Origin of the sequence: Noviherbaspirillum album, assembly GCF_035916955.1 — a bacterium.
GTDB lineage: Bacteria > Pseudomonadota > Gammaproteobacteria > Burkholderiales > Burkholderiaceae_D > Noviherbaspirillum > Noviherbaspirillum album.
The window spans coordinates 164,253-186,892 of record NZ_JAWIIV010000004.1; the positions used below are offsets into that span (position 1 = coordinate 164,253).

Here is a 22,640-nt window from a genome sequence, read left to right on the forward strand (position 1 = left end):
TCCTTCCGCGTTTTCGGCAATAATAAAAGTTTCACAAAGAAAACAATTATTGGCAGCAATGCAAGCGACGACTGGGACTTCATGCTCGATGCCGATCTGACAACACTGCTGCCTCACGGCGCTGACGAAGACCTGTTTCGTCAACTGTTCCGAAAGCATGGATCGGTCATGCTTCTGATCGCCCCGGAAACAGGCGCCATCGTCGATGCCAACCCGGCGGCCGTTGCCTTCTACGGCTATCCGCGGCACACCATGCGCGGCATGCAGATCGGCCGCATCAATATCCAATCCGAGCAGGAGATTCGCGGCGAGATGCAGCAGGCGCTCGACGAGCGGCGCAGTTTCTTCATCTTCCGCCACCGGCTCGCCAGCGCGGAGGTTCGCACCGTCGAAGTCCATTCGACGTCCATCGAGATCGGCGGCCGCCCGCTGCTGTTTTCCATCGTGTTCGACATCACCGAACGCCAGCGAGTGCATGATTCCCTGCGGCTCGCTTCCCTGGTGTACCAGAAAAGCAGCGAAGCCATGTCGGTCATCGACGGCAACGGCGTCATCATCAATATCAATCCCGCATTCACCGAGATCACCGGCTATACCGAGGCGCAGGCCATCGGGCGCAACATCCGCATGCTGAAGTCGCAGCGTGAAAGCCCGGAGGCGTACACCCGGATGTGGAAATCGATGGCGCGCGACGGTCGCTGGCAAGGCGAGTTGTGGGGCCGGCGCAGCTGCGGCCGGGATTTCCTGCTGTCGCTTACGCTCAACTCGATCCATCACGACGACGGCTCCATCCAGTGCAATGTCGGCCTGTTTTCCGACATTACGAAAAAGCGGGAAACCGACGAACTGATCTGGCGCCAGGCCAATTTCGATACCCTCACGGGCCTGCCAAACCGAAGCATGTTTCATGACCGGCTGGAGCAGGCGATGCGCAAGGCCAACCGCGGCGGGCAGCAGGTAGCGCTGCTGTTCCTCGACCTCGACTTCTTCAAGGAAGTCAACGATACGCTGGGCCACAGCATGGGCGACCGCTTGTTGCAGGAGGCGGCGCGCCGGGTGTGCTCCTGCGTGCGCGAGACCGATACGGTGGCGCGGCTGGGCGGCGACGAGTTCACCGTGATTCTCGAAGAGCTGAGCGACAGCCGCAGCGTCGAACGCGCGGTCGGGAACATCCTGCGCGAGCTGACCGAACCTTTCCAGCTCGGCGCCGAACAGGTGTACATCTCCGCCAGCATCGGCATCACCTTCTATCCGGCCGACGGCCGGGAAACCGATACCCTGCTCAAGAATGCCGATCAGGCCATGTACGCGGCCAAGGCACAGGGACGCAACCGCTATAGCTACTTCACGACATCGATGCAGGAAGCCGCGCAACAGCGCAAGCGCCTGATCACGGACCTGCGCATCGCACTGCATGACAAGCAGTTCCGGGTGTATTACCAACCCATCATCGATCTCGACAGCGGCCGCATCTGCAAGGCCGAAGCGCTGATCCGGTGGCAGCACCCGGTGCGCGGCCTGATCAGCCCGGCGGAGTTCATCCCGGTGGCCGAGGAGACCGGGATGATCGTCGAGCTGGGCGAGTGGATTTTCCGCCAGGCCGCGCGCCAGGTCGGCGCCTGGCGCACGCGTCATGATCCGGCGTTTCAGATCAGCGTCAATGTTTCGCCGGTGCAGCTGCAAAGCGAAGGCGTCAACCATGAAAGCTGGCTGGGCTGCATGGAATCGCTGCAGTTGCCGGGGCAAAGCATGGTGGTGGAAATCACCGAAGGCATGCTGATGGACAGCTCGCGCGGCGTGCCGGGACAATTGCTGCGCTTCCGCGACAACGGCGTGCAGGCGGCGCTCGATGATTTCGGCACCGGCTATTCCTCGCTGTCCTATCTGAAGAAATTCGACATCGACTACATCAAGATCGACAAGTCCTTCGTGCAAAACCTGGCGCCGGGCTCCGATGACATGGCGCTGTGCGAAGCCATCATCGTGATGGCGCACAAGCTGGGTATCAAGGTAGTGGCCGAAGGCGTCGAGACCGAAACCCAGCGCCGGCTGCTGGCGGCCAGCAAATGCGATTACGCGCAGGGCTACCTGTTTTCGCGCCCGGTGCCGGCCGAAGAGTTCGAACACCTGTTTTAGTGGCTCTATGCGCCTTGCCCCGCCAGTCGGCTGCGGTGCGACGGACTCCTGGCGGCATGTCCTGATGATCTTGGAGGTAATCGACCGCGGGCCGGGTCGAGAGGAAGATGGATTCAACGATGCAGCACGCGAATGCCGGCATCGGAGATTTTCCCAATCCGACCTGAGGAGCTTGCCATGATCAACGTCCAATCGCCACTTTTCCTTCGCCGCGTACTGCTCGCCGATGCCGCTGCCGGCGCCGCGTCCGGTTTGCTGTTGCTGCTCGGCGCCGGCATGCTGGAGGGTTTGCTGAACCTGCCGGCCGCATTACTGCAGGCGGCCGGCGCCAGCCTGCTGCCGCTCGCCGCCTTTCTCGCCTGGCTCGGGACCCGCAAGGCGCCGTCGCGCGCCGCCGTCTGGGCCGTGATCGCGGTGAACGCAATGTGGGTGGTGGAAAGTTTTTACCTGCTGCTGTCGGGCTGGGTCGCGCCGAATGCGGCGGGACAGGCATTTATCGTCGTGCAGGCGCTTGCGGTGGCCGTGCTTGCTGAACTGGAGTATTTCGGACTGCGCGAACTGCGCAAGTCACCAGCGGCCGCAGCCGGCTGAATGCCTGGCAAATACAGGCGAATGCCGGTGTGAAGCCGATGAGGGATCGACGAAGGATCGATGAAAGCGGATGGAAAAATGCCATCGCAGCTGACGCAATGTCCTGCGATGGCATTCGAAAAGCCTGATCCCGGTCGCGGGATCGAGTGCAGGATGGCCTGCGTTTGATTTGAAGCGTCCGGAAACGTCTCAATAGCGGCTGCGGCGGACAGTGCGGGCGCCGTAGCTGCGGGTGAGCATTCTGGATTGAATCTTGCGCCACAGGAATCCTGCAACAGCAAGGAAAATCATCTTGCGCATGAAGACCTCCATTGTTGAATCAGTCACTTATCATCAGACGCAGCGCGGTCGGCTTGGTTCCTGTACTTCATGCGCGTGCTCAAGCGGTTCGCCGGTCAGCCGGTCAATTTTTCACGATTGGCAAGCGAAGGAAACAGTTTCATCCAGATCGCCACGATGGCGAGCGTGCCGAAGCCGCCGATCAACACTGAGGGTACGGCGCCAAACCAGCCGGCGGTGACCCCGGATTCGAATTCGCCGAGCTGGTTCGACGCGCCAATGAATATCGAATTGACCGCACTCACCCGTCCCCGCATTTCGTTCGGCGTATCGAGCTGGACCAGCGATTGCCGCACGACCACGCTGACCATGTCGAAGGCGCCGGTCAGCGCCAGCGCCAGCAGCGACAGTCCGAACGAGGTCGACAGGGCGAACACCAGTGTCGCCATGCCATACAGCGCGACCGCACCGAACATGACCCTGCCGACCTTGCGCTGGATCGGATGGCGCGCCAGGTAGAGCGACACCAGCAGTGCGCCGATCGCCGGTGCCGAGCGCAGCAACCCCAGCCCCCACGGTCCCACATGCAGGATGTCACGCGCGAAGATGGGCAGCAGCGCTGTCGCGCCGCCAAGCAGCACGGCGAACAGGTCGAGCGAAATGGCGCCAAGGATTTCCTTGCGGTTCCAGATAAATGAGATCCCGGCGAATAAAGTCTGCAGCGTGACCGGTTCGCGCGGCGGCGGCGCATGGTCGACCCTGATCAGCATCGTGAACACCATTGCCGCGACGCACAGCAGCGCACAGGTTGAATAGACCGCGGCGGCGCCCGCCACATAAAGGAAGCCGCCGATCGCAGGCCCGAGGATGATGGCGAACTGCGTGCCCGCGGAGTTGATGGCCAGCGCGCGTGGCAACACTTCCGGCGGCACCAGCAGCGGTCCGAGCGCTTGCTGGGTCGGCATCTGAAACGCCTTTGCCGCCCCCAGCGCCAGGGATGCCAGCAGTATGATTTCGCGGTCGAGCCACCGGCCCAGCGTGCCCGCGATCAGCAGCGCCGCGACGCCAAGCTGCCCCACCAGGCACCAGGCCAGGATGCGGCGGCGGTCATAGCGGTCGGCGATCTGGCCCACCAGCAGCGACAAGGCCAGCGCCGGGAGAAACTGCGCCAGTCCCACCATGCCGAGGTCGTAGGCGCTCTGCGTGATGTCGTACATTTGCCAGGCAACAACCACCATCAGCATCTGGTTCGATGCGGTCGTGGCGATACGGCTGAGAAAGAAATTGCGAAACGACGGATAAGCTACGAGCGGATTCATCTTTATTGTTGTGAGGTGCCAATTGCCAACCTCGGAGCTTACCGCGTCCGACAACGGCGCGCAGGCTTGGTCAACGTCGACGCTTGCCAATGCAGCGAGATTGCATGTTCTCAAGAACACCGCTGCTTGATGGGCGATGATACCGGTTGATTCGGTAAACTTTCAAATCACGGAGGACGGCGACTGCATGCCGTCGCAATACGGCATGAAACAATCAGCGCAGCGCAGGCAGCGTATCCTGCATTTATTCAAGGCAAGGGAACTCGTCACGCTCGCCGTGCTGACCGTGTCCCTGCTTGTGACCTATCGCATCTGGGAGGGCGCAGAACGCGATGCGCAGCAGAATCTGAACACTGCCTTCGATTTCCGGGTCAGGGAGTCGAATATCCGCATCGAACAGCGCCTTGCGATTTACGAACAGATACTGCGCGCCACCGTCGGCCTCTTCGCTTCCGCCGACACGGTCACCCGCAACGAGTTCCGCGCCTTTGTCAGCAGCCTGTCGCTGCAGGACATGTTTCCCGGCATTCAGGGTGTCGGCCTGTCGCTTATCGTGCCCCCGGCGGAAAAGGATGCTCATGTCGCCTCCGTACGGGCCGGCGGTTTTCCTGAGTACGATATCCGGCCGCCGGGCAGCCGCGAGGTCTATACATCGATCGTCTACCTGGAGCCATTCTTTGGCAGCAACCTGCGCGCCTTCGGTTTCGACATGTTTTCCGAACCCAGCCGACGCATCGCAATGGAAGAGGCCCGCGACAGCGGAACCGCGGCCATTTCCGCCAAGGTGGTGCTGGTACAGGAATCGGGCAATGAGGTGCAGGATGGTTTCCTCATGTACCTGCCGGTGTTTCGCAACAATGTTTCCCGGGCCACCGTCGAGGAAAGGCGCGCCAATATCCTCGGCTGGGTGTACGCGCCTTTCCGCATGAACGACTTCATGCGCGGGGCCGCCGGCGAGTTGGCAAGCGACCTGGACGTGGAAATCTACGACGGCGAACAGGTTAATCCTGATGCGCTGATGTATGACAGCCACGCGGAGATGAGTCCGGGCGCGCAGGCAAGCAAGCTCAGGCGCGTTGCCTATATCCACGCGGGCAGCAGGACATGGACGGTGGTCACTTCGGCCATGCCCCAATTCGACGTCCGCATGCAATCGGATCGACCGAAGCTGATCCTGCAATCGGGAATCAGCATCAGCTTGCTGATCGCCCTGCTCATCTGGCTATTCCTGGATGACCGCGCTCGCGCGCTGCAGGCGGCGGACCAGGCGATGCAGCTGGCGCTCTACGATGCCCTGACCGGGCTGCCGAACCGCAAGTTGCTCGATGAGCGGCTCGCCGTCGAGCTTGTCAAGGCGCGGCGCGACCACAGCCATGTAGCGCTGCTGTTCATCGACCTCGACAAGTTCAAGCCAGTCAACGATGCCTACGGCCACGCCTATGGCGACTTGCTGCTCAAGGAAGTATCAAGGCGCCTGCAGAGCTGCATGCGCGAATCCGATACCGCTTCGCGGTTGGGCGGCGACGAATTCGTTGCGCTGCTTTCCCGCATCGAGGACGACGAGGCAACGCTGCGCGTGGCCGACAAGATTCTGAACCGCATTACCGAACCGTACGAAATCGCCGGGCATACCTTTCACATATCGGCCAGCATCGGCGTAGCGGTCTATCCGGATGATGGCAGCGACGGCAAGTCGCTGATCAGGAGCGCCGATATGGCGATGTACGCAGCCAAGAGCGCTGGCCGGGCCAACGTGAAACTGGCCGAACGGGTGCAATAAAAAAGGCCCGCACCGGGCGGGCCAAATCCATATTTGCAATATGGAGAGGCAAACGTCAACAACGAGGAGATAATTTCCAGCCTGTTCAGCCGCCGTTGCGCTGGGGCACGGCGCGGCTTGCCTTGGCGGCCTGCAAGGCTTCCTCGCGCACTTCCTCGCGTGTCCTGGTGGAGGCGACCTGCGTGAACTCGACGAATTCCGACTGGCGGCCGGCCAGGCCCTGCGCATGGGCGGAATCCAGTTCGGCGCGCACTTCGGCCCGGGTTTTGCCGCCGGCAATCGGAGTCACCTCGACGAATTCCGGCGATTGCGCAGCCGTGCGCACAGACGGCTGATTGAGTTCCGCCCGCACCTCGGCACGCGTTTTTGCGGACGGGACATTGGTGTAATCGACAAAGTCATCCGCCGCGAATGCCGCGGACGAAGTGGCGATGATGGCGAGGGCAACGGCGGTCATTTTGATATTCATTTTCATACTCCACGGATTCGATGATCAAGCGGCAACGTGCGTTGCCGTTCCAGGCTATTGCTATGCATGCCTTCTTGCGGCTTGCATTTTGCAAGCGACGAAGCCATCTTAGCCTAGTGACTTTTATTTTGCAAGGGTCTAAAATCGAATACATGGAAAAATCACTCAAATGCGCTGCTCCCCTCTCCTGTCCGATCGTGCGCTCGGCACTGCTTCTCGGGGACGAATGGATCCTGCTGGCCTTGCGCGCGCTGTTCCGCGGCCCGCTGCGTTTCGATGATTTGCAAAAGCAGACCGGCGCGGCGACCAATATCTTGACGACGCGGCTCAACCGCATGATCGAAGGCGGCCTGGTGGAAAAGGTGCCTTACCAGGAACGTCCGCCGCGTTTCAACTACCAGCTCACAAGGGCCGGCAGAGGCTTGTTTCCAGTCGTGCTGGAACTGATGCGCTTCGGCGATGAATACCTGCAGTGCGAGGACGCCAAGCCGGTGCGCCTGCGGCACGCCGACTGCGGCAAGCTTTCCAGGCCGGGTCAGACCTGTTCGGAGTGCGGCAAGCCGATACGGCTCGGCAACGTCACGCTCGAGGACTCCTGAGGACTCTTGAAGGGACGGGCAGCCCTTGGCCCGGACAACGCTTTATCCAACCATTGAACCCAGGAGGCCAACTCGTGGAATCGCATGAAAAGCTCAAGCAGTGGCAAGAGGAAGAAGCCTCCATCCGGCCGGTACTTGCCGCGCCGGGCGTGGCGACACGCGAACAGCTGCGCGAACGTTCGGGAATGGAATTCCTGAACGATATCTTTCAAGGCAAGCTGCCGGTCGCTCCGATCGGAGCCCTGATGGATTTCATTCCGGTTCATGCGGACAAGGGCGTAATGATCTTCCAGGGTTCGCCCGGACCCCAGCATTACAACCCGATCGGGATGGTGCACGGCGGCTATGCGGCCACCCTGCTCGACTCCTGTGTCGGCTGCGCCATCCACACGATGCTCCCGGCCGGCAAGGGTTATAGCACCCTGGAACTGAAAGTGAATTACATTCGCGCGCTGACAGACAAGACCGGTCCGATACGGGCGGAAGGGCGGGTCATTAATGTCGGCAGCCAAGTCGCCGTCGCGGAGGGACGCATCACGGATGCAAGCGGCAAGCTGTATGCGCATGCGACCACTACCTGCCTGGTGTTTTCCATCTGATCAGGCAGCAGAGATGGCGGACTTGCTCCTAGAGAGCATAGACCGTGCGTTGCGCCGCAAGCGGAGCGGCGCACGGCTGCAAGTTTTCAATGATGATGGTGATGGGTCCAGCTGCCATCCAGGGAAGCGAGGAAGGATTCCACTGCGTCTTTCTGTCCGGTTGCGTGGCGCATCACCTCTCCGCAACTGCAGATTCCCTGGTACGGCTGGATATGGGAGCAGGCGGATACTTTTTGCAGGAAAACCTTGACGGGCTTCGAGCATTTCTTGCATTTGAATTGCAATGTACGGGCGGGCTTGTTGCTCATTTTTTGGGCAATAACGATAAGAGGTTGAGGCGGACTTCGCGGGGGCACATTATTTCATGCTTTTGTTTTCGCGTTTTCGATTGCACCATGCCTGCATCCCCTGTACAATTCGCAGCCTCAGACGCGGGGTGGAGCAGTCTGGCAGCTCGTCGGGCTCATAACCCGAAGGTCACAGGTTCAAATCCTGTCCCCGCAACCAGATACAGGAAAGGCCGCGCATGTCGCGGCCTTTTTCATTTCGGCGCGGGGTCCGATCCGCGGTGTCCGATCAATCATCAGCCTCCCTCTTTACAGCTTTGCGCCGGCGGCAACGCCGCCGGCGGACCGACGTGGATCGGTTCAGGCGTGACGCAGTGCGGCGATACGGTCTTCAAGCGGCGGATGGCTGGAGAACAGGGACATCAGGCCGCCGCCGGCAATTCCGGATGCCGCCATGTTCTTCGGCAGTTCACCATGAGACAGGCCGCCCAGGCGTTGCAGGGCCGCGATCATCGGACGCGGCGAACCCAGCAATTGGGCAGCGCCGCGGTCGGCGCGGAATTCACGCTGGCGCGAAAAATACATGACGATGATGCTGGCGAGAATGCCGAACAGGATGTCGCAGACCACCACGGTAACGATGTAGCCGATTCCGGGCCCGCTGTTCTCCTGGTCGCCACGGCGCAGCATCTGGTCCACCAGGTAACCCACGACCCGCGCCAGGAAGGTGACGAAGGTGTTCACCACGCCCTGGATCAACGTCAGGGTCACCATGTCGCCATTGGCGATATGCGCCACTTCATGTGCAAGCACAGCCTCGACTTCTTCGCGCGTCATGGACTCCAGCAAGCCGGTGGACACGGCGACCAGCGAGCTGTTTTTGGTCGCGCCGGTGGCGAACGCGTTCGGCGCGCCGTCATAGATTGCAACTTCGGGCATGGCGATGCCGGAACGCTGCGCCTGGCTGGCCACCGTATCCATGAGCCACATTTCTGTGGATGTACTCGGCTGCTCGATCACGCGCGCTCCCGTCGACCATTTGGCGATCGGCTTCGACAGGAACAGCGAAATGAATGCGCCGCCGAATCCCATCAATGCGGAGAACATCAATAGCGTGCCGAGATTAAGACCGTTTGCGGTAAGGTATTTGTTGACGCCGAGCAAGCTGGCGCTAATGCCCAGCACCAGCATAATGGCAAGGTTGGTGCCAACGAACAAAATCACTCGTTTCATGATTATCCTGTGGGTGAATGAATTTAAATCGATACGGTTGCGGGTCAGGCAAGTTCGGGGGCGCGGAAGCGCGCATGCCGGACCCGGCGCGAGCGCTCGATATGCCGGGCGATTGCCTGCGCTGCGCGATGCGCGGTGACATCGACCGCTTCAAGGATGCTGCCGGCCTTGCCGCTGACTACCACAGGCGGCAGTCCCGGAATACGTAGCTGAATCTGGCATTGCTTGTCGATGCCGCCCTTCGGACCATTCTGGTCGGTGATGCGGACAATGACGGCATTGATGGATCGTTGGGTCCGGTCAAGCGCAAACCGCAGGCGCCGCACAACATGGTCGCGCATGACCTGAGGCAGCCTGACGCCATTGGCAACGATAGTCGGTTTCATGATGAGCTCCGATTTGATTAAGGAGCCCACATCGTAGTGGATGTCACCCACACAAAAAAGCGAAGTTGGCAGAACATTTCATTCCGAAAAAACTGAATATATTGGGAACAGGCCATCCTGTCCTACCTCTACCCGGTTGCGGCCAAGCCGTTTGGCTTGCAACAGCGCGCCGTCCGCCACTTCAGTCAATGCCGCTGCGGTATCAACTTCCGGCAGGGAAGCAATGCCCGCACTGAAAGTCGCGTGCAAGGTACCGCCCTGATGCATATGGGGCAGGCCGGAAAAGTCCCTGCGGATGCGATCGATCGCGGACAAGGCCTTGTCCTTCGTGACGCCCGGCAACGCAACCAGGAATTCCTCACCGCCATAGCGGCCTATCAGGTCCACCGAGCGTAGCCTGCCCTTGAGCAGCCAAGCCAGGCCGCGAATCACCTGGTCGCCAACCGGATGGCCATAGGCATCGTTGATCGACTTGAAATGGTCGATGTCGATCATCGCCACGGTGAGCGGGCTTTCCGCCGTTGCCGCGGCGGCTTCCTCGACCATGGCCTTCAGGCGCGATTTGGCCGCCGTATGATTGAGCAGTCCGGTCAGTCCGTCGAGGCGAGTGGAGCGGCGCACTTCACGGAAGCGCTCGATCCTGGTCTTGACAACCGCGGCAAGCAGCACGGGGTTGAAGGGCTTCATCAGGAACTGGTCCCCGCCCAGGCGCAGCGCTTCCACCTGCATGCCCACGGCGGATTCGCCGGAGAGATAGACGACAGGGAGGGAATTATAGGCTGCCATCTGGCGCAGCACGCGCGTGGCTTCCACGCCGTTGAAGCGAGGCATGTACATATCCATCAGGACAAGGTCGGGCTTGTAGGATTCGAGTGCGTCCAGCAGCTTGCCGGGATCGTGGATGGCGTGGGTGCTGATCCCATGCTGCGAAAGCGTACGCCGGATCAGCGCGACGGCGACCCGCGAATCTTCGACCACCAGTACCCGGTACTGCTCCTGTTCATTGGTCTGGACCAGATCGAGAATGCAATTGAGCACCATTGCCGGCTGGTCTTCGGCGGCGATGGTGATGTCGATGCCGGCGCGCATCAGCGCGACGATAGGTTCGATCTCGGATTCCACGCCGAGATAAATCAGCTGGCTTGCCGGACAGGCGGCGCGGATGCCAGCGATCCTTCCGCTTTCGCTCGCCGTCGCGATATCGCTCGCGGGAATGAAGAGAACGGCAAGCGGCCTTTCGGTCTCCACCATGCCGTGGTCATTTTCCCAGCCGTGCTCGCTGACCTTGAATCCGAAGAACTGCAGTTGCTCCGTCAGCGCATGTGCCATGCCGCGCTTTTCCGGCGCGGCGATCATCCAGACCGAACGCGGCTTGATCCAGTCGATATCGGCCGGCGCGGCCACGGCTTCCGGCATGCGGCGCGCGGCAGCCACGTTGCGCGATGTGGCGACAGCTCCGGCAAGCGCATCGACTTGCCGCTGCAGCATGGAGATTTCCTGAGCAGAGACCGGGTGCGTGCCTTCCTCGCCGAGACGCGCAAGCGCCGCGTTCTCCAATCCTTCGCACAGCCGGACCAGGCCCGGCAGGCGCAAGCGGTTGAAGTACTCCGCAAGGCTGTTGACGGCGATGGCGAATTCGATGAACTGCTCGAAGCGGCCCTGCGCCGCATATCGCGCCCAGCGCTTTTGCAACACGGACAAACGGTCATCGATGGAGTTGTGAGAACAGTATGGCATGGCCGGCCCGATGAAAATGATCCGGCATTATCGGGGAAGCAGATGGTGCAGGCAACGACGAACATAACCAGTAGTTACTACAAATTGACGATGTCCACACCTACCTTCGAAAGCCATTTGCGCACGATGTGATAGACCTGCCGCTCGAATTGCCCCCTGCCCTTCTGTAGTAATTCAAATGCTCCTATTTCACTTCCTACAGAGCCGAGATACGACCAACAGTCGATGACGTGCAGCTCAGTGTTTTCCCGGATCGCGATCGCCCCGGTGTAAGGCCATGGCTGCACACGCATGCCTTGCAGCGCGGCGCGAAGACGCTGATTGTGCACGTCCAGGTTGCTCCCGGCTGCGCATGTGCATGCATCCTTGCATTGCCCCTCGCCGGCGGCGCCGTCCTTGTTGCCCCGCGTCTTTTCCAGTCCGAGCAGACGAGGACACAGCTGATAGGCATTGGCGACTGCGCGCAGCGCGTCGCATGCCTTGCGCCTGCTGGCGAAAAGGCCGTACAGGTCAAGGTCCACGCCGAAGAACAGGTCGTCGGTCGTGATCAGCACCGGCTGCAGCACCCCCTTGCGCATGGCCAGCCGCCACGCGCACGTTTGTGCGTCTTGTGCGACATGATTGAAAGCCGGCTGCAGTTGCCTGACCATGCGCGCTTCGAGCAGCAGCGATCCGAGTTCTCCCGATGTCGGCATCCAGTCGACACGTCGCACCTGCGACATCATCTGCTGTTCCCTGGCCGGCATGCGTCCGGCGTGAAAATGCGCCTGCACGCGGCGATACAGATGGTCCGCCCTTCCGACATACAGCGGCACGCCGTGCTCGCCGTAGAACAGGTAAACACCTGGCGTATCGGGCATGTCCTCGATATGCAGCGCTTCGCCGTGCGGCAGCGCCACCGGGCGATTGAGCAGCTTTTCGATCGCCTCGTCGACGGTATCGGCCGCATGCGCTTCATGTATCTTTTGCCAAAACTGCCAGATCAGCTGCGCGTCGCCCAGGGCCCGGTGGCGCTCGGTGACATGCAAGCCATGGCGCACGGCCAGCGTGTCGAGATTGTGTCTTTCGAATTCGGGATACAGCTTGCGTGACAGCCGCACGGTGCACAAGACCGGCGGATGGAAATCGCGCCCGATGCGGCGGAATTCGCTGCGCAGGAAACCGAAGTCGAAGCGCGCGTTGTGCGCGATGAAGACACGGTCGGCAAGGCGCGCTTCGATCTCGTCGGCGAGCTCGGCAAAGCGCGGCGCACGCTGCACCATCTCGTCCGAGATGTTGGTCAGCGACTGGATGAACTCCGGGATCGGCATGTCGGGATTGACCAGGCTGCTCCACTCGCGCACGCCCTGCTCGTCGACTTCCACGATCCCGACCTCGGTGATGCGGTCAGTTCCCGCCGACCCGCCGGTGGTTTCAAGATCGACGAAGGCAAGGCGGGGATAGCGCCGCTCCTTCATGTCGGCCCGACGGCCTCTTCCGCTGCCAGGCGCTGCGCCGTCTGCAGGGCGCGGACCATGTCGGCGAACGCGGATTCCCTAATTTTTTCATCCGGCACCCGCAGCACATACGATGGATGATAGGTGGTCACGATCCAGCGGCCTTCATGCTGCACCGGCTTGCCGAGCATGCTGTTCAAGGTCACCTTGCTGGTGTGCATCAGCGATTTAAGCGCGGTCGCGCCCAGCGCAACGACGACGCGCGGCACGATGCCGGCGATCTCGTGTTCCAGCCAGTAGTTGCAGGCATTGATATGGCGCTGGTCGGGTGTCTTGTGCAGCCGCCGCTTGCCGCGCGGCTCCCAGCGGAAATGCTTGACCGCATTGGTGAGATAGACCGTGTCGCGCCGCAGGCCGGCCTGTGCAAATACGTCGTCGAGCAGCTTTCCCGCGGGTCCGACGAATGCCTGTCCTGCCAGGTCTTCCTGGTCTCCCGGCTGCTCGCCGACCAGCATGATGCGCGCATCGCCAGGGCCGCTGCCAGGCACGCCCTGCGTCGCGCGCTCCCACAATTCGCAGCGCCGGCATTGGTCGAGCGATGTCGGCTCCTCGCGTTTCGGCTGCGCATCTGCAGGCGCGATCCCGATGACGGCGCCCTCGCGCCGGCCGACCTCGCGCGCCTGCGCGATACGCTGCGCTCCGGCGCTGGCCTTGCTGACGAGATCGGGAATCAGCCGGCTCTCCGGCATGTTTTTCCAGTAACGGACAGGCATATGCATCTCCATGGCATCGGTGTTAAGACGCGCGGGATTGAAGGTGCTGCGGTAATAGGCCAGCCACAGGGCTTCACCGATATCGCCGGCATCATCCACGCGCATGTTTCCCGGCGGCCCGAAATGCAGTTGCGCGCCGTCCCAGGAAACATTGCCGTGCGGCGTGGCGATCAGCCATGTCGTCTTGCCCATGCGCCTGGAGAAATGTGTTGCCGCGTCATGCAGCACATCATGCTCGGGCTCGTACCATGCGACGAAGCGCGGATCGCCTGCATCATGCGGCCGTTCACGAAAACGCAGGAAGGCATGCATCCGGTGCTCCTCGCGATGGACCGTCTTGGCCATCATGTGCAAGCGCATGCCGTCCTCGTCCGCGGCGGACAGCACGACCCGGTCACCGTGGCTCCAGCGCCATAGCACCCGGTAAAGAAACGCCCATCGGTCCGGCGCGCGGTAACAGGATGCCGCCTGCAGCAGGCCGATCAATTCGCGCGAGACTTGCAGGGCCGCCGGTTGGGCCGGCGGGACCTGCAGGCTTTCATCACCCGCGAACAGCCCGGGCTCGTCGCCTTGGTCGCTCCAGTCGATCTCATGCGGTGCCAGGCCTGCGGCGACAAAGCCGCGTGCCGCATCGCGCCATTCCTCGAACGACGCGACTTGCGCGCGTGGATTCATGCGGCTTCCTGCAGCGAGGGCCACAGGCCCAGCTGCTGCGGCGCATCGGCCAGCGCGCGGCGCAGGGTTTCCGAAGGCGCCGTGTCGTTCTGCGGGCGGTAGTCGGCGGTGATGATGAAAGGCTTGATCTTTTCCATGCTGCACCTCATGCGTGCCAGGTCTGCATAACGGATGCGTCTGGCGCGCCGAAGTTCCACCAGGCGGCGGGCATTGCGCAGTCCTATACCCGGCACGCGCATGATCATGCCAAGGTCGGCATTGTTGAGGTCCAGGGGAAAATGTTCGCGGTGCGTCAGCGCCCAGGCCAGCTTGGGATCGATGTCGAGTGCGAGATTGCCGGCGGAAGGCAGCAGCTCGCCGGCCTGAAAGCCATAGCCGCGCACCAGGAAATCGGCCTGGTACAGGCGATGTTCGCGCATCAGCGGCGGCGGTTTGGCGGGCAATCCGCTCGGGCTCTCGGGAATCGGGCTGAATGCGGAATAATAGACCCGCTTGAGCTTGTAGGAGCCGTACAGGGTTTCGGCGGTGGACAGGATGGTGCTGTCGTCGGTCTGGTCGGCGCCGACGATCATCTGGGTGCTCTGGCCGGCCGGCGCATAACGGGGAGCTTTCGGCTCGGCTTCCTTTTCATCGAGCTTGCGCCGGATCGATCCCATCGCCAGCTTGATGGTATGGACGTTCTTTTCAGGCGCCAGCCGCTCGATGCCTTCAGCTGTCGGCAGCTCGATATTGACGCTCAGGCGGTCCGCATAAAGTCCGGCCTCGGCGATAAGTTCGGGCGCGGCGTCGGGAATGGTCTTGAGATGGATGTAGCCGCGGAACTGATGCTCATTGCGCAGCTTTTTCGCGATCAGCACCAGCTGCTCCATCGTGTAATCGGCGGAGCGGATGATGCCCGAACTCAGGAAGAGCCCGTCGATATAGTTGCGCAGATAGAAATCGGTGGTCAGCTTGACTACTTCATCAACCGAAAACCGAGCCCGCGGCACATTGCTGCTGCGCCGGTTGACGCAGTATTGGCAATCGTAGATGCAGAAATTGGTCAGCAGGATTTTCAGCAGTGACACGCAGCGCCCGTCCGGCGTATAGCTGTGGCAGATTCCCATCCCGGTGGTGGCGCCAAGTCCATCCTTACCCTCGGAAGAACGCTTGGGCGCACCGCTGCTGGCACACGAGGCATCGTACTTCGCTGCATCGGCAAGAATCTCAAGCTTGTCGGTCAGTTCCATCGCACTCCAATACTGTTCATACGTACAGCATTTTACGCGAGATGGCTTTGTTCTGCTTCAGGTTTTGGGGTTGGCGTGAACATCAGCACTTGCTGGTCCCTGTCTTTTCCCGTCGGCTACCCGTTGCGAAAATGCATGAAGTTGCCGCCATTTGTATCGGATGTGAACGGATTTGCTCCGCGTCAAAAGTATCGGTGCAGGCGGTCTTACACTGCGCCTAGATTCCATTCGTAAAGGCCACCGGAGACCATGATGACCCGTCCTGAAAATCTGTTTGAACAAGCCAGTTATGACCTGAACAAGTTCAGGGAGCGGCGAATCGCGGAACGCCGTTCGGTTCCGCGCGATACGATTGACCGCAGGGCAAACCGAAGCGACGGCGGGAGTGGGGAGAGCGATCGGAATCGCGGAGAGATGTCTCAGGACGCGCAGGACGGCAGCTAGGGCAATCCCGGTTATTCAAGCGATTGAATGACCGGGCGGCTAGCGCCCGCGTTGGCAGCATGATGCATTCGCGCTGCCGGGACTGTGATACTTACATTGCGCCGGCACTGGTCGCATGCGGCATGTCGCGGTGTATCGTTTCACGGAACGACGGCAGCTTGGACACGCGGCGGCTCTTGATCTGCGGATCCATGCCGCCGAGCCAATACTTGGACTTGGTATCGCCCATCATGTCGCGCAGATCGCGGATGCTGATTTCCGTCAGTTCATGCGCTGTCAGCAGCATGTCGGAATTGACGGCTACCTGCTTGTGCCGCACCTTGCTGATGGTCGAAGGCGGCACGTCCAGCGCACGGGCCAAGGCAGCGTCGCTCTTGGCGCCCAGCACTTCCATCAAGGTGTCGAGCAAATGGTTGGGCGTGTAACCTTCCTGACCTACCAGCGGCGATTTTTTTCTCATGCTTACCTCCTCGATAACGATGAGCAATTTTGCCTTGGCGAAACATGAATAGGTGTGAAACCCACCTGACTCTTGATTTTGCGCAAGTGCCGTAAGGCAGTAGACAGGGGGCTCTGTTACACATGAGTGAATTGATAACAAATGCTTACAAAGCATGGGGCAACTCGCCCTTCAAAGCGGCCGTTTTCGAACCTGTACCACTCCCCTTTCACCACTTTCGACGAGAAAGCGAGACACAATATACAAACTTTGATTGCTGCCCTGATTGCCGGCCTGTTCGCCACTTCCGCCTTCGCACAAACCATCACCGAGCCTGACGGCAGCACGGCAACCACTATTACCACGACGGCACCCGCAGCCAAGGCCGACGTCAGGGCGGAAGAGAAGGTGGCCAAGGCCGACACGAAAGGGAATAAGGAAGTAGCCGAAGCCAAGAAGGATGCCGCCGAGGATAAATCCGACGCAGCGAAGAAATAAGAGTCCGCACCTGAACCTGTACTTGCGCCTGCATCCGCAGGCACATCGCTCCAATGCTCACCCAACCATTGCCGGAATACCGCCTCGACAATCGCCCCGAGGGCAGCGACGCGGTCATGGTCCAGCAATTGCCGGACCATGACAAAGCCATGCTCCTGATAATCATGCCGGCAGCGCGTCGGGCGCGGGCCGGTTGCCGGCATCAGCCAATCGCCGTCACCTCCACCGCAACGCCGCTCAGGACGGCATTGCCGGACAAGGGATCGCGCCGCCTCTCGTCGAGCACCGTATTGAGATTGCTGCCCGGCCGTTCCGCCGCCACCGCCATGCGCGTGCCGGGCATGTCGTGTCCCCAGCCGTGCGGCAGACTGAGCACGCCCGGCATCATCTCGTCGCTGAATTCGACGACGGCATCGATCGTGCGTCCGCCGCTGCCGATGCGCGCCATGCCACCGTCGCGCAAGCCGAATTTTTTCGCATCGTCCGGATGGATCAGCGCGGTGCAGCGGTATGGTCCCTTCGCGAGCGTCGGCAGGTTATGCATCCAGCTGTTGCAGGATCGTACCTGGCGCCGGCCGATGATGACCATCGGCGGCACGGGTTCGGCGAGCGCCCCGCGTACCCGGCTCAGGTCGCCGATCAGCATTTCCGGAGCAAGCTCCACCTTGCCGGAAGGCGTGCGCAGCATCTCCGGAATGCGCGGCTGCAAGGGGCCGAGATCGATACCCTGCGGCGCAGCCTTGAGCTTCTGCAGGCTGAGGCCGGCGGGATTGCGTCCGAACTGGTCGCCATACGGTCCTGTGCGCAGGCCCAGGTCGATCTGCCGCTCCGGTCCGGAGAGGTGCGACAAGGCGGCGATGATCGCATCCGCATGCTCGCCGGCGAGGCGCCGCACGTCTTCCGCAAACAGGGCATCATCCAGCGCATTGACATCGACATCGGCGCCCTTGCCCTGCGCGATCGCTGCCAGACGCAGCAGGATCTGCCATTCCGGCGGATGACGCGGATCGCGCGGCAGCACCGGCTCGCTGTAGCGGGCGGTGTTGCGGTAGCTGAACTGCGGGAATGCCATGTCGTAATGCAGGTCTTCCAGCGGCGACAGTCCGGGCAGGATCACGTCGGCATGGCGCGTGGTTTCATTGAGGTAGATATCGACGCTGACCATGAATTCCAGCGAATCGAGCGCGGCGGCGAGCCGAGCGCCGTTCGGTGCCGACAGCACCGGATTGCCGGCGATAGTGATCAGCGCTCTCACTTGCCCGTCTCCCGGCGTTTCGATTTCCTCGGCAAGGCAGACCATGGGAAATTCGCCCATGACTTCCGGCGCGCCGGAAACGCGGCTCACGCGGCGGCCGGTGCTCACGCCCTTGCCGATGCCCGGCTTGCCCATGGTATTGGCGGCAAAGGCCGGCGCTTTTGCGAACATCGCGCCGCCTTCCCGGTCGAGGTGGCCGGTGAGCGCATTGAGCACGTCGATCAGCCAGCTGCAGAGCGTGCCGTATTCCTGAGTGCAGGTTCCCATGCGGCCGTACACGGCGGCGCGCTCGGCGGCGGCCAGGCGGCGCGCCAGTGCGCGGATGGTGCCTGCGTCCATGCCGCAGCGCGGCGCCATCGATTCCGGCGTGAAATCCTGCACTGCTGCGCGGACCTCTTCCACGCCGTTGAGGTGCGGCGCAATGCGGCCGGGATTGACAAGCTGCTCGTCGAACAGCGCATGTACCATGCCCAGCAGCAGGAACACATCGGTGCCGGGACGGATGAAGTGATGTTCGTCGGCCGCCGCCGCGGTTTCGGTGCGGCGCGGATCGATCACCGCGATGCGGCCGCCGCGCGCGCGCATGGCCTTGGCCTTGCCGCGATAATCCGGCACCGTCCACAGGCTGCCGTTGGACACGATGGGATTGGCGCCGATAATCAGTAGAAAATCGCTGCGCTCGATATCCGGCACCGGAAAAGACAGCCAGTTTCCGAACATCAGGCCGCATGAGAGTTGCTTGGGCATCTGGTCGAGCGTCGACGCGGAAAAGAAATTGCGCGAGCCCAGCGCCCTGTTGAGCCGCGAGAAATACATCAGCAGGCCGATCTTGTGGGCGGAAGGATTGCCGATCACGCTGGCAACGGCGTCGCTGCCATGCGCCTGCATGACGGGCGGCAGGCGGCGCGCGATTTCGTCGAAGGCCTCTTCCCATGATGCCTCCACGAAGCGGCCGTCGCGCTTGATCAGCGGCGTGCGCAGGCGATCGGGGTCTTCATGCAAGTCCTTCAGCGACACACCCTTTGGGCAGATGTAGCCGCGGCTGAATACATCCTCGGCATGGCCGCGTATGCCGATCACCTTGTTGTCCCGCACCCGGACCTCCAGTCCGCAGCATGCCTCGCAGAGCGGACAGATGCGATGGGCGACGGTTTCAATAGCTTCGGTAGTTCCAGCGGTTTGGCTGGATGCAATATTCTCGCTCGGCATGACTGTCTCCTGGCTGGATGGTTTTTTATTGTCGAACCATTATGCTGCAGACGCGATTACCTTGCAGGTCATTGCCGGCTGGCCGTGCAATGAAGAACTTTCGGCGCGAGCTGTCACTCTACGTTGACGCAACGTCAACTCGACCCAATCGCATTCAATGATTGCATTCAAGAAGGAAAGACCTGCCCGATGAATATTCTGATGGTATTGACTTCACATGACCAGCTGGGAAACACCGGCAAGAAAACCGGTTTCTGGCTGGAGGAATTCGCCGCGCCCTATTACGTGTTCAAGGATGCGGGCGCCAGGATCACGGTTGCCACGCCCAAGGGCGGACAGCCGCCGCTCGACCCGAAAAGCGACGAGCCGGACGCCCAGACGGCGGCGACCGAGCGCTTCCGCAAGGATGCCGAAGCGCAGCAGGCGCTGGCCAACAGCGTGCTGCTGTCCAGCGTATCGCATGAGGAATTCGATGCGGTGTTCTACCCCGGCGGCCACGGTCCCCTGTGGGACCTCTCGGAAGACCAGGACTCGCTGACCATGATCCAGAGCATGCATGCGGCCGGCAAGCCGGTGGCGGCGGTCTGCCATGCGCCCGGCGTGTTCCGGCATGCCAAGCTGCACAACGGACGGCCGCTGGTGGAAGGCAAGCGGGTCACCGGCTTCACCAATACCGAGGAAGAGGCGGTTCAGCTGACCAAGGTAGTGCCCTTCCTGGTGGAAGACTCGCTTAAGCGAAGCGGCGGCAACTTTTCGCGCGGCCCGGACTGGGCATCTTACGTGCAGGTGGACGGCACGCTGGTCACCGGCCAGAATCCCGCTTCCTCGGAGGCGGCCGCGCAGGAAGTGATCAATCTGCTGAAAAAAGGCACTTGAGCCAATGAACCAATGAGCCGGCGGCGAACGCAGCCGGCTTTCCTTCAAGCCGCCAGCTTGTGCTTGGCGAGAATCTTGTCGACCTTTTCCTTCAGCGTTGCCGCATTGAAGGGCTTGACGATATAGCCGTCGGCGCCGGCCTGGGCAGCGGCGATGATGTTTTCCTTCTTTGCCTCGGCGGTGACCATCAATACCGGCAAATGCTTGAACTGCGGCGTGTCGCGGATGCGCTGCAGCAGGGTCAGGCCGTCCATGACCGGCATGTTCCAGTCCGTGACCACGAAATCGACAGGCACGCCCGACGAGCGCAGGGAGTGCAGTGCCTTTTCGCCGTCTTCGGCTTCGGAGATTTTTGTAAATCCGATTTCGCGCAGCAGGTTGGAAACGATGCGGCGCATCGTGGAAAAGTCGTCAACAACGAGAACGTGAATGTGAGAAGACATGCAATAGAGTTGGTTGTCGTACAAGGATGAGATGCGGAAGTTCGGGTTCGACTGAACCCGAGCAGGGCTAAGAAGATTTCAAGGGCAAAAAGTTCCTGGCGGACACATTCATTCGTGCCGCATGCACGAGGGCGGCAAGCCGGATGCCGCGGCAAATCCTGCGCGCCAAGTTTGCTATCATGGCGGCCTGCGCCGCGGACGGCATGCCGTTTTCCCTCCCAAGCGCGCAGTCCCGCACAACAACAACATCGTCGAATTCACCCATTGCCATGACATCTCTGATCCGCATTACCGCCGCTCTCGGCGCGCTGCTGCTTGCCGCCGGCGTCCATGCCCAGCAAGTGCTGCGCGTTTCCGCCATTCCCGACGAAGCGCCCACCGAACTGCAGCGCAAGTTCAAGCCCCTGGGCAGCTACCTGGAACAGAAGACCGGCATGAAGGTGGAATTCGTTCCCGTGACCGACTATGCGGCCTCGGTCGAGGGACTGGTCAACAACAAGCTCGACATGGTGTGGTTCGGCGGTTTTACCTTCGTGCAGGCCAAGGTGCGCAGCGGCGGCAAGGTGATTCCGCTGGTGCAGCGCGAGGAAGACGAGAAATTCAAATCGGTCTTCATCACCACCGACAAAGCCATCGCCAAGCTGGAAGACCTCAAGGGCAAGACCTTTGCATTCGGCTCCGAATCCTCGACCTCCGGCCACCTGATGCCGCGCTCCTACCTGCTCGCGGCCAAGGTCAATCCGGACGTCGACATGAAACGCGTCGCCTTCTCCGGCGCGCACGACGCCACTGTGGCAGCGGTGGCCGGCGGCAAGGTCGATGCCGGCGCGCTCAACATCTCGGTCTGGGAAAAACTGGTTTCGCAAAACAAGGTGGATAGCAGCAAGCTGCGCGTGTTCTACACCACGCCCGGTTATTTCGATTACAACTGGACGGTACGCTCGGACATGAATCCCGAGTTGCGCAAGAAGATCACCGATGCCTTCCTCGCGCTGAACATGAATGATGCGCAGGGCAGGGAAATCCTCGAACTGCAGCGCGCCACCCGCTTCATCCCGACCAAGGCTGAAAACTATGCGTCGATCGAAAAGGCGGCGCAGCAGGCGGGATTGCTGAAGTAATGAGCTTTGAACTGCGCGGCGTCTCGGTGCGCTATTCGCCGGTGCTGCCGCAGCTTGCGCTGTCCGACGTGACGCTGTCGATCGCGCAGGGCGAGCAGGTGGCGCTGATCGGCCCATCCGGCGCCGGCAAGACGACGCTGCTGCATACGTTCGCGTTTGCCCGCCAGCTCGACGGCGGCAGCCTGCGCGCGCTGGATGCCGAGCCTTGGGGCCTGAGTTCGAGCGGCCGCCATGCGCTGCGCTCGCGCATTTTCCTGGCGCCGCAAACGCCGCCGCTGCCGCCGCGCCAGCGGGTCGTCACCGCGGTGCTCGCCGGCAGGCTGCCGCAATGGAGCCTCTACAAGGCGCTTACCTCGCTCTTCAAGCCGTCCGACCCGCAGGCCGCCTACGATGCGCTGGCCAAATTCGATTTGCAGGACAAGCTGTATGCGCGCGTCGACCGCTTGTCCGGCGGCGAGCGCCAGCGCTGCAGCCTGGCGCGGCTGCTGGTGTCGAACGCGCAGGCGCTGCTGGTCGACGAACCGCTGTCGGCGCTCGATCCGGCGCTGGCGCGGCAGACGCTGGACGTGCTGCAGCAGGAAGCCTCGGCGCGCAGGGCGACCCTGGTCTGCAGCCTGCACCAGGTCGAACTGGCCCTCGCCCATTTTCCCCGCATCGTCGGCCTGCGCGCCGGCCGCGTGGTGTTCGATGCGCCGCGCGACGCGGTTAGCGAACAGATGATCGCCGCGCTGTATCAGCAGGCGGGCCGGGACCGGGAGCCGCCGGCATCCGCCGGCGCAGAACCCGGCATCGTTGCCGGCCGCGGCTTGGCCTCCGGCTGCTACTGA

General features: G+C 61.7%; 23 protein-coding genes and 1 tRNA gene. 11 read left to right on the forward strand and 13 right to left on the reverse strand.

Translation table 11 applies throughout. The features are described from left to right. The first annotated feature begins 81 nt into the window (after nt 1-81). Both RY831_RS07030 and RY831_RS07035 read left to right on the forward strand, forming a co-directional pair. Complete coding sequence (locus RY831_RS07030; protein ID WP_326505608.1) at nt 82-2,136, forward strand: putative bifunctional diguanylate cyclase/phosphodiesterase; 2,055 nt, start codon at nt 82-84, stop codon at nt 2,134-2,136. A gap of 177 nt (nt 2,137-2,313) precedes the next feature. Further along, on the forward strand, nt 2,314-2,727 hold the full coding sequence (locus tag RY831_RS07035; RefSeq protein ID WP_326505609.1) for a hypothetical protein: 414 nt from the start codon (nt 2,314-2,316) through the stop codon (nt 2,725-2,727). 395 nt (nt 2,728-3,122) lie between these two features. On the opposite strand, the gene RY831_RS07040 is transcribed toward RY831_RS07035, so the two are convergent. Beyond that, the gene (locus RY831_RS07040; protein ID WP_326505610.1) at nt 3,123-4,325 is read right to left on the reverse strand and encodes an MFS transporter; all 1,203 of its coding nucleotides are present in this window, start codon (nt 4,323-4,325) and stop codon (nt 3,123-3,125) included. Nucleotides 4,326-4,530: 205 nt separating this feature from the next. Between RY831_RS07040 and RY831_RS07045 the strand changes: the two genes are divergently transcribed. Then, nucleotides 4,531-6,105: a CHASE domain-containing protein gene (locus tag RY831_RS07045; protein ID WP_326505611.1), complete on the forward strand. Its 1,575-nt coding sequence runs from the start codon at nt 4,531-4,533 to the stop codon at nt 6,103-6,105. 85 nt (nt 6,106-6,190) lie between these two features. Here the strand turns inward: RY831_RS07045 and RY831_RS07050 are convergent, their stop codons facing one another. Further along, on the reverse strand, nt 6,191-6,574 hold the full coding sequence (locus RY831_RS07050) for a DUF4148 domain-containing protein (protein WP_326505612.1): 384 nt from the start codon (nt 6,572-6,574) through the stop codon (nt 6,191-6,193). Between the two features lie 152 nt (nt 6,575-6,726). On the opposite strand from RY831_RS07050, the gene RY831_RS07055 reads away from it, so the two are divergent. Further along, a complete protein-coding gene (locus RY831_RS07055) occupies nt 6,727-7,173 on the forward strand; it encodes a winged helix-turn-helix transcriptional regulator (RefSeq protein ID WP_326505613.1) in 447 nt (148 codons plus the stop codon). Nucleotides 7,174-7,247: 74 nt separating this feature from the next. Next, the gene (locus RY831_RS07060; protein ID WP_326505614.1) at nt 7,248-7,772 is read left to right on the forward strand and encodes a PaaI family thioesterase; all 525 of its coding nucleotides are present in this window, start codon (nt 7,248-7,250) and stop codon (nt 7,770-7,772) included. Nucleotides 7,773-7,858: 86 nt separating this feature from the next. On the opposite strand, the gene RY831_RS07065 is transcribed toward RY831_RS07060, so the two are convergent. Then, entirely contained in the window at nt 7,859-8,080 is a 222-nt protein-coding gene (locus RY831_RS07065) for a hypothetical protein (RefSeq protein ID WP_326505615.1), read from the reverse strand. Between the two features lie 122 nt (nt 8,081-8,202). Here RY831_RS07065 and RY831_RS07070 point away from each other — a divergent pair. After that, nucleotides 8,203-8,279: transfer RNA gene (locus RY831_RS07070), tRNA-Met, on the forward strand. Nucleotides 8,280-8,419: 140 nt separating this feature from the next. Here the strand turns inward: RY831_RS07070 and htpX are convergent. The 6 genes from htpX to RY831_RS07100 all read right to left on the reverse strand — a co-directional run bounded on the left by htpX (nt 8,420) and on the right by RY831_RS07100 (nt 15,528). Then, on the reverse strand, nt 8,420-9,292 hold the full coding sequence (htpX, locus tag RY831_RS07075; RefSeq protein ID WP_326505616.1) for a protease HtpX: 873 nt from the start codon (nt 9,290-9,292) through the stop codon (nt 8,420-8,422). Between the two features lie 44 nt (nt 9,293-9,336). Further along, a complete protein-coding gene (locus RY831_RS07080; RefSeq protein WP_326505617.1) occupies nt 9,337-9,678 on the reverse strand; it encodes an HPF/RaiA family ribosome-associated protein in 342 nt (113 codons plus the stop codon). A gap of 78 nt (nt 9,679-9,756) precedes the next feature. Next, complete coding sequence (locus tag RY831_RS07085) at nt 9,757-11,373, reverse strand: diguanylate cyclase (protein WP_326505737.1); 1,617 nt, start codon at nt 11,371-11,373, stop codon at nt 9,757-9,759. A gap of 119 nt (nt 11,374-11,492) precedes the next feature. Then, complete coding sequence (locus RY831_RS07090) at nt 11,493-12,872, reverse strand: exonuclease domain-containing protein (RefSeq protein ID WP_326505618.1); 1,380 nt, start codon at nt 12,870-12,872, stop codon at nt 11,493-11,495. Beyond that, nucleotides 12,869-14,299 (reverse strand): UdgX family uracil-DNA binding protein, encoded by a 1,431-nt coding sequence (locus RY831_RS07095; RefSeq protein WP_326505619.1) that lies wholly within the window; start codon nt 14,297-14,299, stop codon nt 12,869-12,871. The genes RY831_RS07090 and RY831_RS07095 overlap by 4 nt, the downstream gene beginning before the upstream one ends. After that, complete coding sequence (locus tag RY831_RS07100; RefSeq protein WP_326505620.1) at nt 14,296-15,528, reverse strand: putative DNA modification/repair radical SAM protein; 1,233 nt, start codon at nt 15,526-15,528, stop codon at nt 14,296-14,298. The genes RY831_RS07095 and RY831_RS07100 overlap by 4 nt, the downstream gene beginning before the upstream one ends. A gap of 249 nt (nt 15,529-15,777) precedes the next feature. On the opposite strand from RY831_RS07100, the gene RY831_RS07105 reads away from it, so the two are divergent. Beyond that, a complete protein-coding gene (locus tag RY831_RS07105; protein WP_326505621.1) occupies nt 15,778-15,972 on the forward strand; it encodes a hypothetical protein in 195 nt (64 codons plus the stop codon). 91 nt (nt 15,973-16,063) lie between these two features. Here RY831_RS07105 and RY831_RS07110 read toward each other — a convergent pair whose 3' ends face one another. Next, nucleotides 16,064-16,432, reverse strand: a complete 369-nt coding sequence (locus RY831_RS07110; RefSeq protein ID WP_326505622.1) for a helix-turn-helix domain-containing protein — start codon at nt 16,430-16,432, stop codon at nt 16,064-16,066. Nucleotides 16,433-16,573: 141 nt separating this feature from the next. Between RY831_RS07110 and RY831_RS07115 the strand changes: the two genes are divergently transcribed. After that, complete coding sequence (locus RY831_RS07115; RefSeq protein WP_326505623.1) at nt 16,574-16,909, forward strand: hypothetical protein; 336 nt, start codon at nt 16,574-16,576, stop codon at nt 16,907-16,909. Between the two features lie 202 nt (nt 16,910-17,111). Here the strand turns inward: RY831_RS07115 and RY831_RS07120 are convergent, their stop codons facing one another. After that, nucleotides 17,112-19,373, reverse strand: a complete 2,262-nt coding sequence (locus RY831_RS07120) for a molybdopterin-dependent oxidoreductase (protein WP_326505624.1) — start codon at nt 19,371-19,373, stop codon at nt 17,112-17,114. A 189-nt stretch (nt 19,374-19,562) separates the two neighbouring features. Between RY831_RS07120 and RY831_RS07125 the strand changes: the two genes are divergently transcribed. Then, a complete protein-coding gene (locus tag RY831_RS07125; protein WP_326505625.1) occupies nt 19,563-20,249 on the forward strand; it encodes a type 1 glutamine amidotransferase domain-containing protein in 687 nt (228 codons plus the stop codon). 44 nt (nt 20,250-20,293) lie between these two features. Here the strand turns inward: RY831_RS07125 and RY831_RS07130 are convergent, their stop codons facing one another. Beyond that, nucleotides 20,294-20,692 (reverse strand): chemotaxis response regulator CheY, encoded by a 399-nt coding sequence (locus RY831_RS07130; RefSeq protein WP_326505626.1) that lies wholly within the window; start codon nt 20,690-20,692, stop codon nt 20,294-20,296. Between the two features lie 67 nt (nt 20,693-20,759). Beyond that, on the reverse strand, nt 20,760-20,963 hold the full coding sequence (locus RY831_RS07135) for a hypothetical protein (protein WP_326505627.1): 204 nt from the start codon (nt 20,961-20,963) through the stop codon (nt 20,760-20,762). On the opposite strand from RY831_RS07135, the gene RY831_RS07140 reads away from it, so the two are divergent. Both RY831_RS07140 and RY831_RS07145 read left to right on the forward strand, forming a co-directional pair. Then, nucleotides 20,962-21,813, forward strand: coding sequence for a putative selenate ABC transporter substrate-binding protein (locus RY831_RS07140; protein WP_326505628.1), 852 nt, complete (start codon nt 20,962-20,964; stop codon nt 21,811-21,813). The two genes, RY831_RS07135 and RY831_RS07140, sit on opposite strands and share 2 nt — an antisense overlap. Next, the gene (locus RY831_RS07145; RefSeq protein ID WP_326505629.1) at nt 21,813-22,640 is read left to right on the forward strand and encodes a phosphonate ABC transporter ATP-binding protein; all 828 of its coding nucleotides are present in this window, start codon (nt 21,813-21,815) and stop codon (nt 22,638-22,640) included. The genes RY831_RS07140 and RY831_RS07145 overlap by 1 nt, the downstream gene beginning before the upstream one ends.

Bases quoted from the DNA above. Each gene is read 5' to 3' on its own strand.
- RY831_RS07030 (WP_326505608.1), top strand. From the start codon at position 82: ATGCTCGATGCCGATCTGACAACACTGCTGCCTCACGGCGCTGACGAA.
- RY831_RS07035 (WP_326505609.1), top strand. From the start codon at position 2,314: ATGATCAACGTCCAATCGCCACTTTTCCTTCGCCGCGTACTGCTCGCC.
- RY831_RS07040 (WP_326505610.1), bottom strand. From the start codon at position 4,325: ATGAATCCGCTCGTAGCTTATCCGTCGTTTCGCAATTTCTTTCTCAGC.
- RY831_RS07045 (WP_326505611.1), top strand. From the start codon at position 4,531: ATGAAACAATCAGCGCAGCGCAGGCAGCGTATCCTGCATTTATTCAAG.
- RY831_RS07050 (WP_326505612.1), bottom strand. From the start codon at position 6,574: ATGAATATCAAAATGACCGCCGTTGCCCTCGCCATCATCGCCACTTCG.
- RY831_RS07055 (WP_326505613.1), top strand. From the start codon at position 6,727: ATGGAAAAATCACTCAAATGCGCTGCTCCCCTCTCCTGTCCGATCGTG.
- RY831_RS07065 (WP_326505615.1), bottom strand. From the start codon at position 8,080: ATGAGCAACAAGCCCGCCCGTACATTGCAATTCAAATGCAAGAAATGC.
- htpX (WP_326505616.1), bottom strand. From the start codon at position 9,292: ATGAAACGAGTGATTTTGTTCGTTGGCACCAACCTTGCCATTATGCTG.
- RY831_RS07080 (WP_326505617.1), bottom strand. From the start codon at position 9,678: ATGAAACCGACTATCGTTGCCAATGGCGTCAGGCTGCCTCAGGTCATG.
- RY831_RS07090 (WP_326505618.1), bottom strand. From the start codon at position 12,872: ATGAAGGAGCGGCGCTATCCCCGCCTTGCCTTCGTCGATCTTGAAACC.
- RY831_RS07095 (WP_326505619.1), bottom strand. From the start codon at position 14,299: ATGAATCCACGCGCGCAAGTCGCGTCGTTCGAGGAATGGCGCGATGCG.
- RY831_RS07100 (WP_326505620.1), bottom strand. From the start codon at position 15,528: ATGGAACTGACCGACAAGCTTGAGATTCTTGCCGATGCAGCGAAGTAC.
- RY831_RS07105 (WP_326505621.1), top strand. From the start codon at position 15,778: ATGATGACCCGTCCTGAAAATCTGTTTGAACAAGCCAGTTATGACCTG.
- RY831_RS07110 (WP_326505622.1), bottom strand. From the start codon at position 16,432: ATGAGAAAAAAATCGCCGCTGGTAGGTCAGGAAGGTTACACGCCCAAC.
- RY831_RS07115 (WP_326505623.1), top strand. From the start codon at position 16,574: ATGCTTACAAAGCATGGGGCAACTCGCCCTTCAAAGCGGCCGTTTTCG.
- RY831_RS07120 (WP_326505624.1), bottom strand. From the start codon at position 19,373: ATGCCGAGCGAGAATATTGCATCCAGCCAAACCGCTGGAACTACCGAA.
- RY831_RS07125 (WP_326505625.1), top strand. From the start codon at position 19,563: ATGAATATTCTGATGGTATTGACTTCACATGACCAGCTGGGAAACACC.
- RY831_RS07130 (WP_326505626.1), bottom strand. From the start codon at position 20,692: ATGTCTTCTCACATTCACGTTCTCGTTGTTGACGACTTTTCCACGATG.
- RY831_RS07140 (WP_326505628.1), top strand. From the start codon at position 20,962: ATGACATCTCTGATCCGCATTACCGCCGCTCTCGGCGCGCTGCTGCTT.
- RY831_RS07135 (WP_326505627.1), bottom strand. From the start codon at position 20,963: ATGGCAATGGGTGAATTCGACGATGTTGTTGTTGTGCGGGACTGCGCG.
- RY831_RS07145 (WP_326505629.1), top strand. From the start codon at position 21,813: ATGAGCTTTGAACTGCGCGGCGTCTCGGTGCGCTATTCGCCGGTGCTG.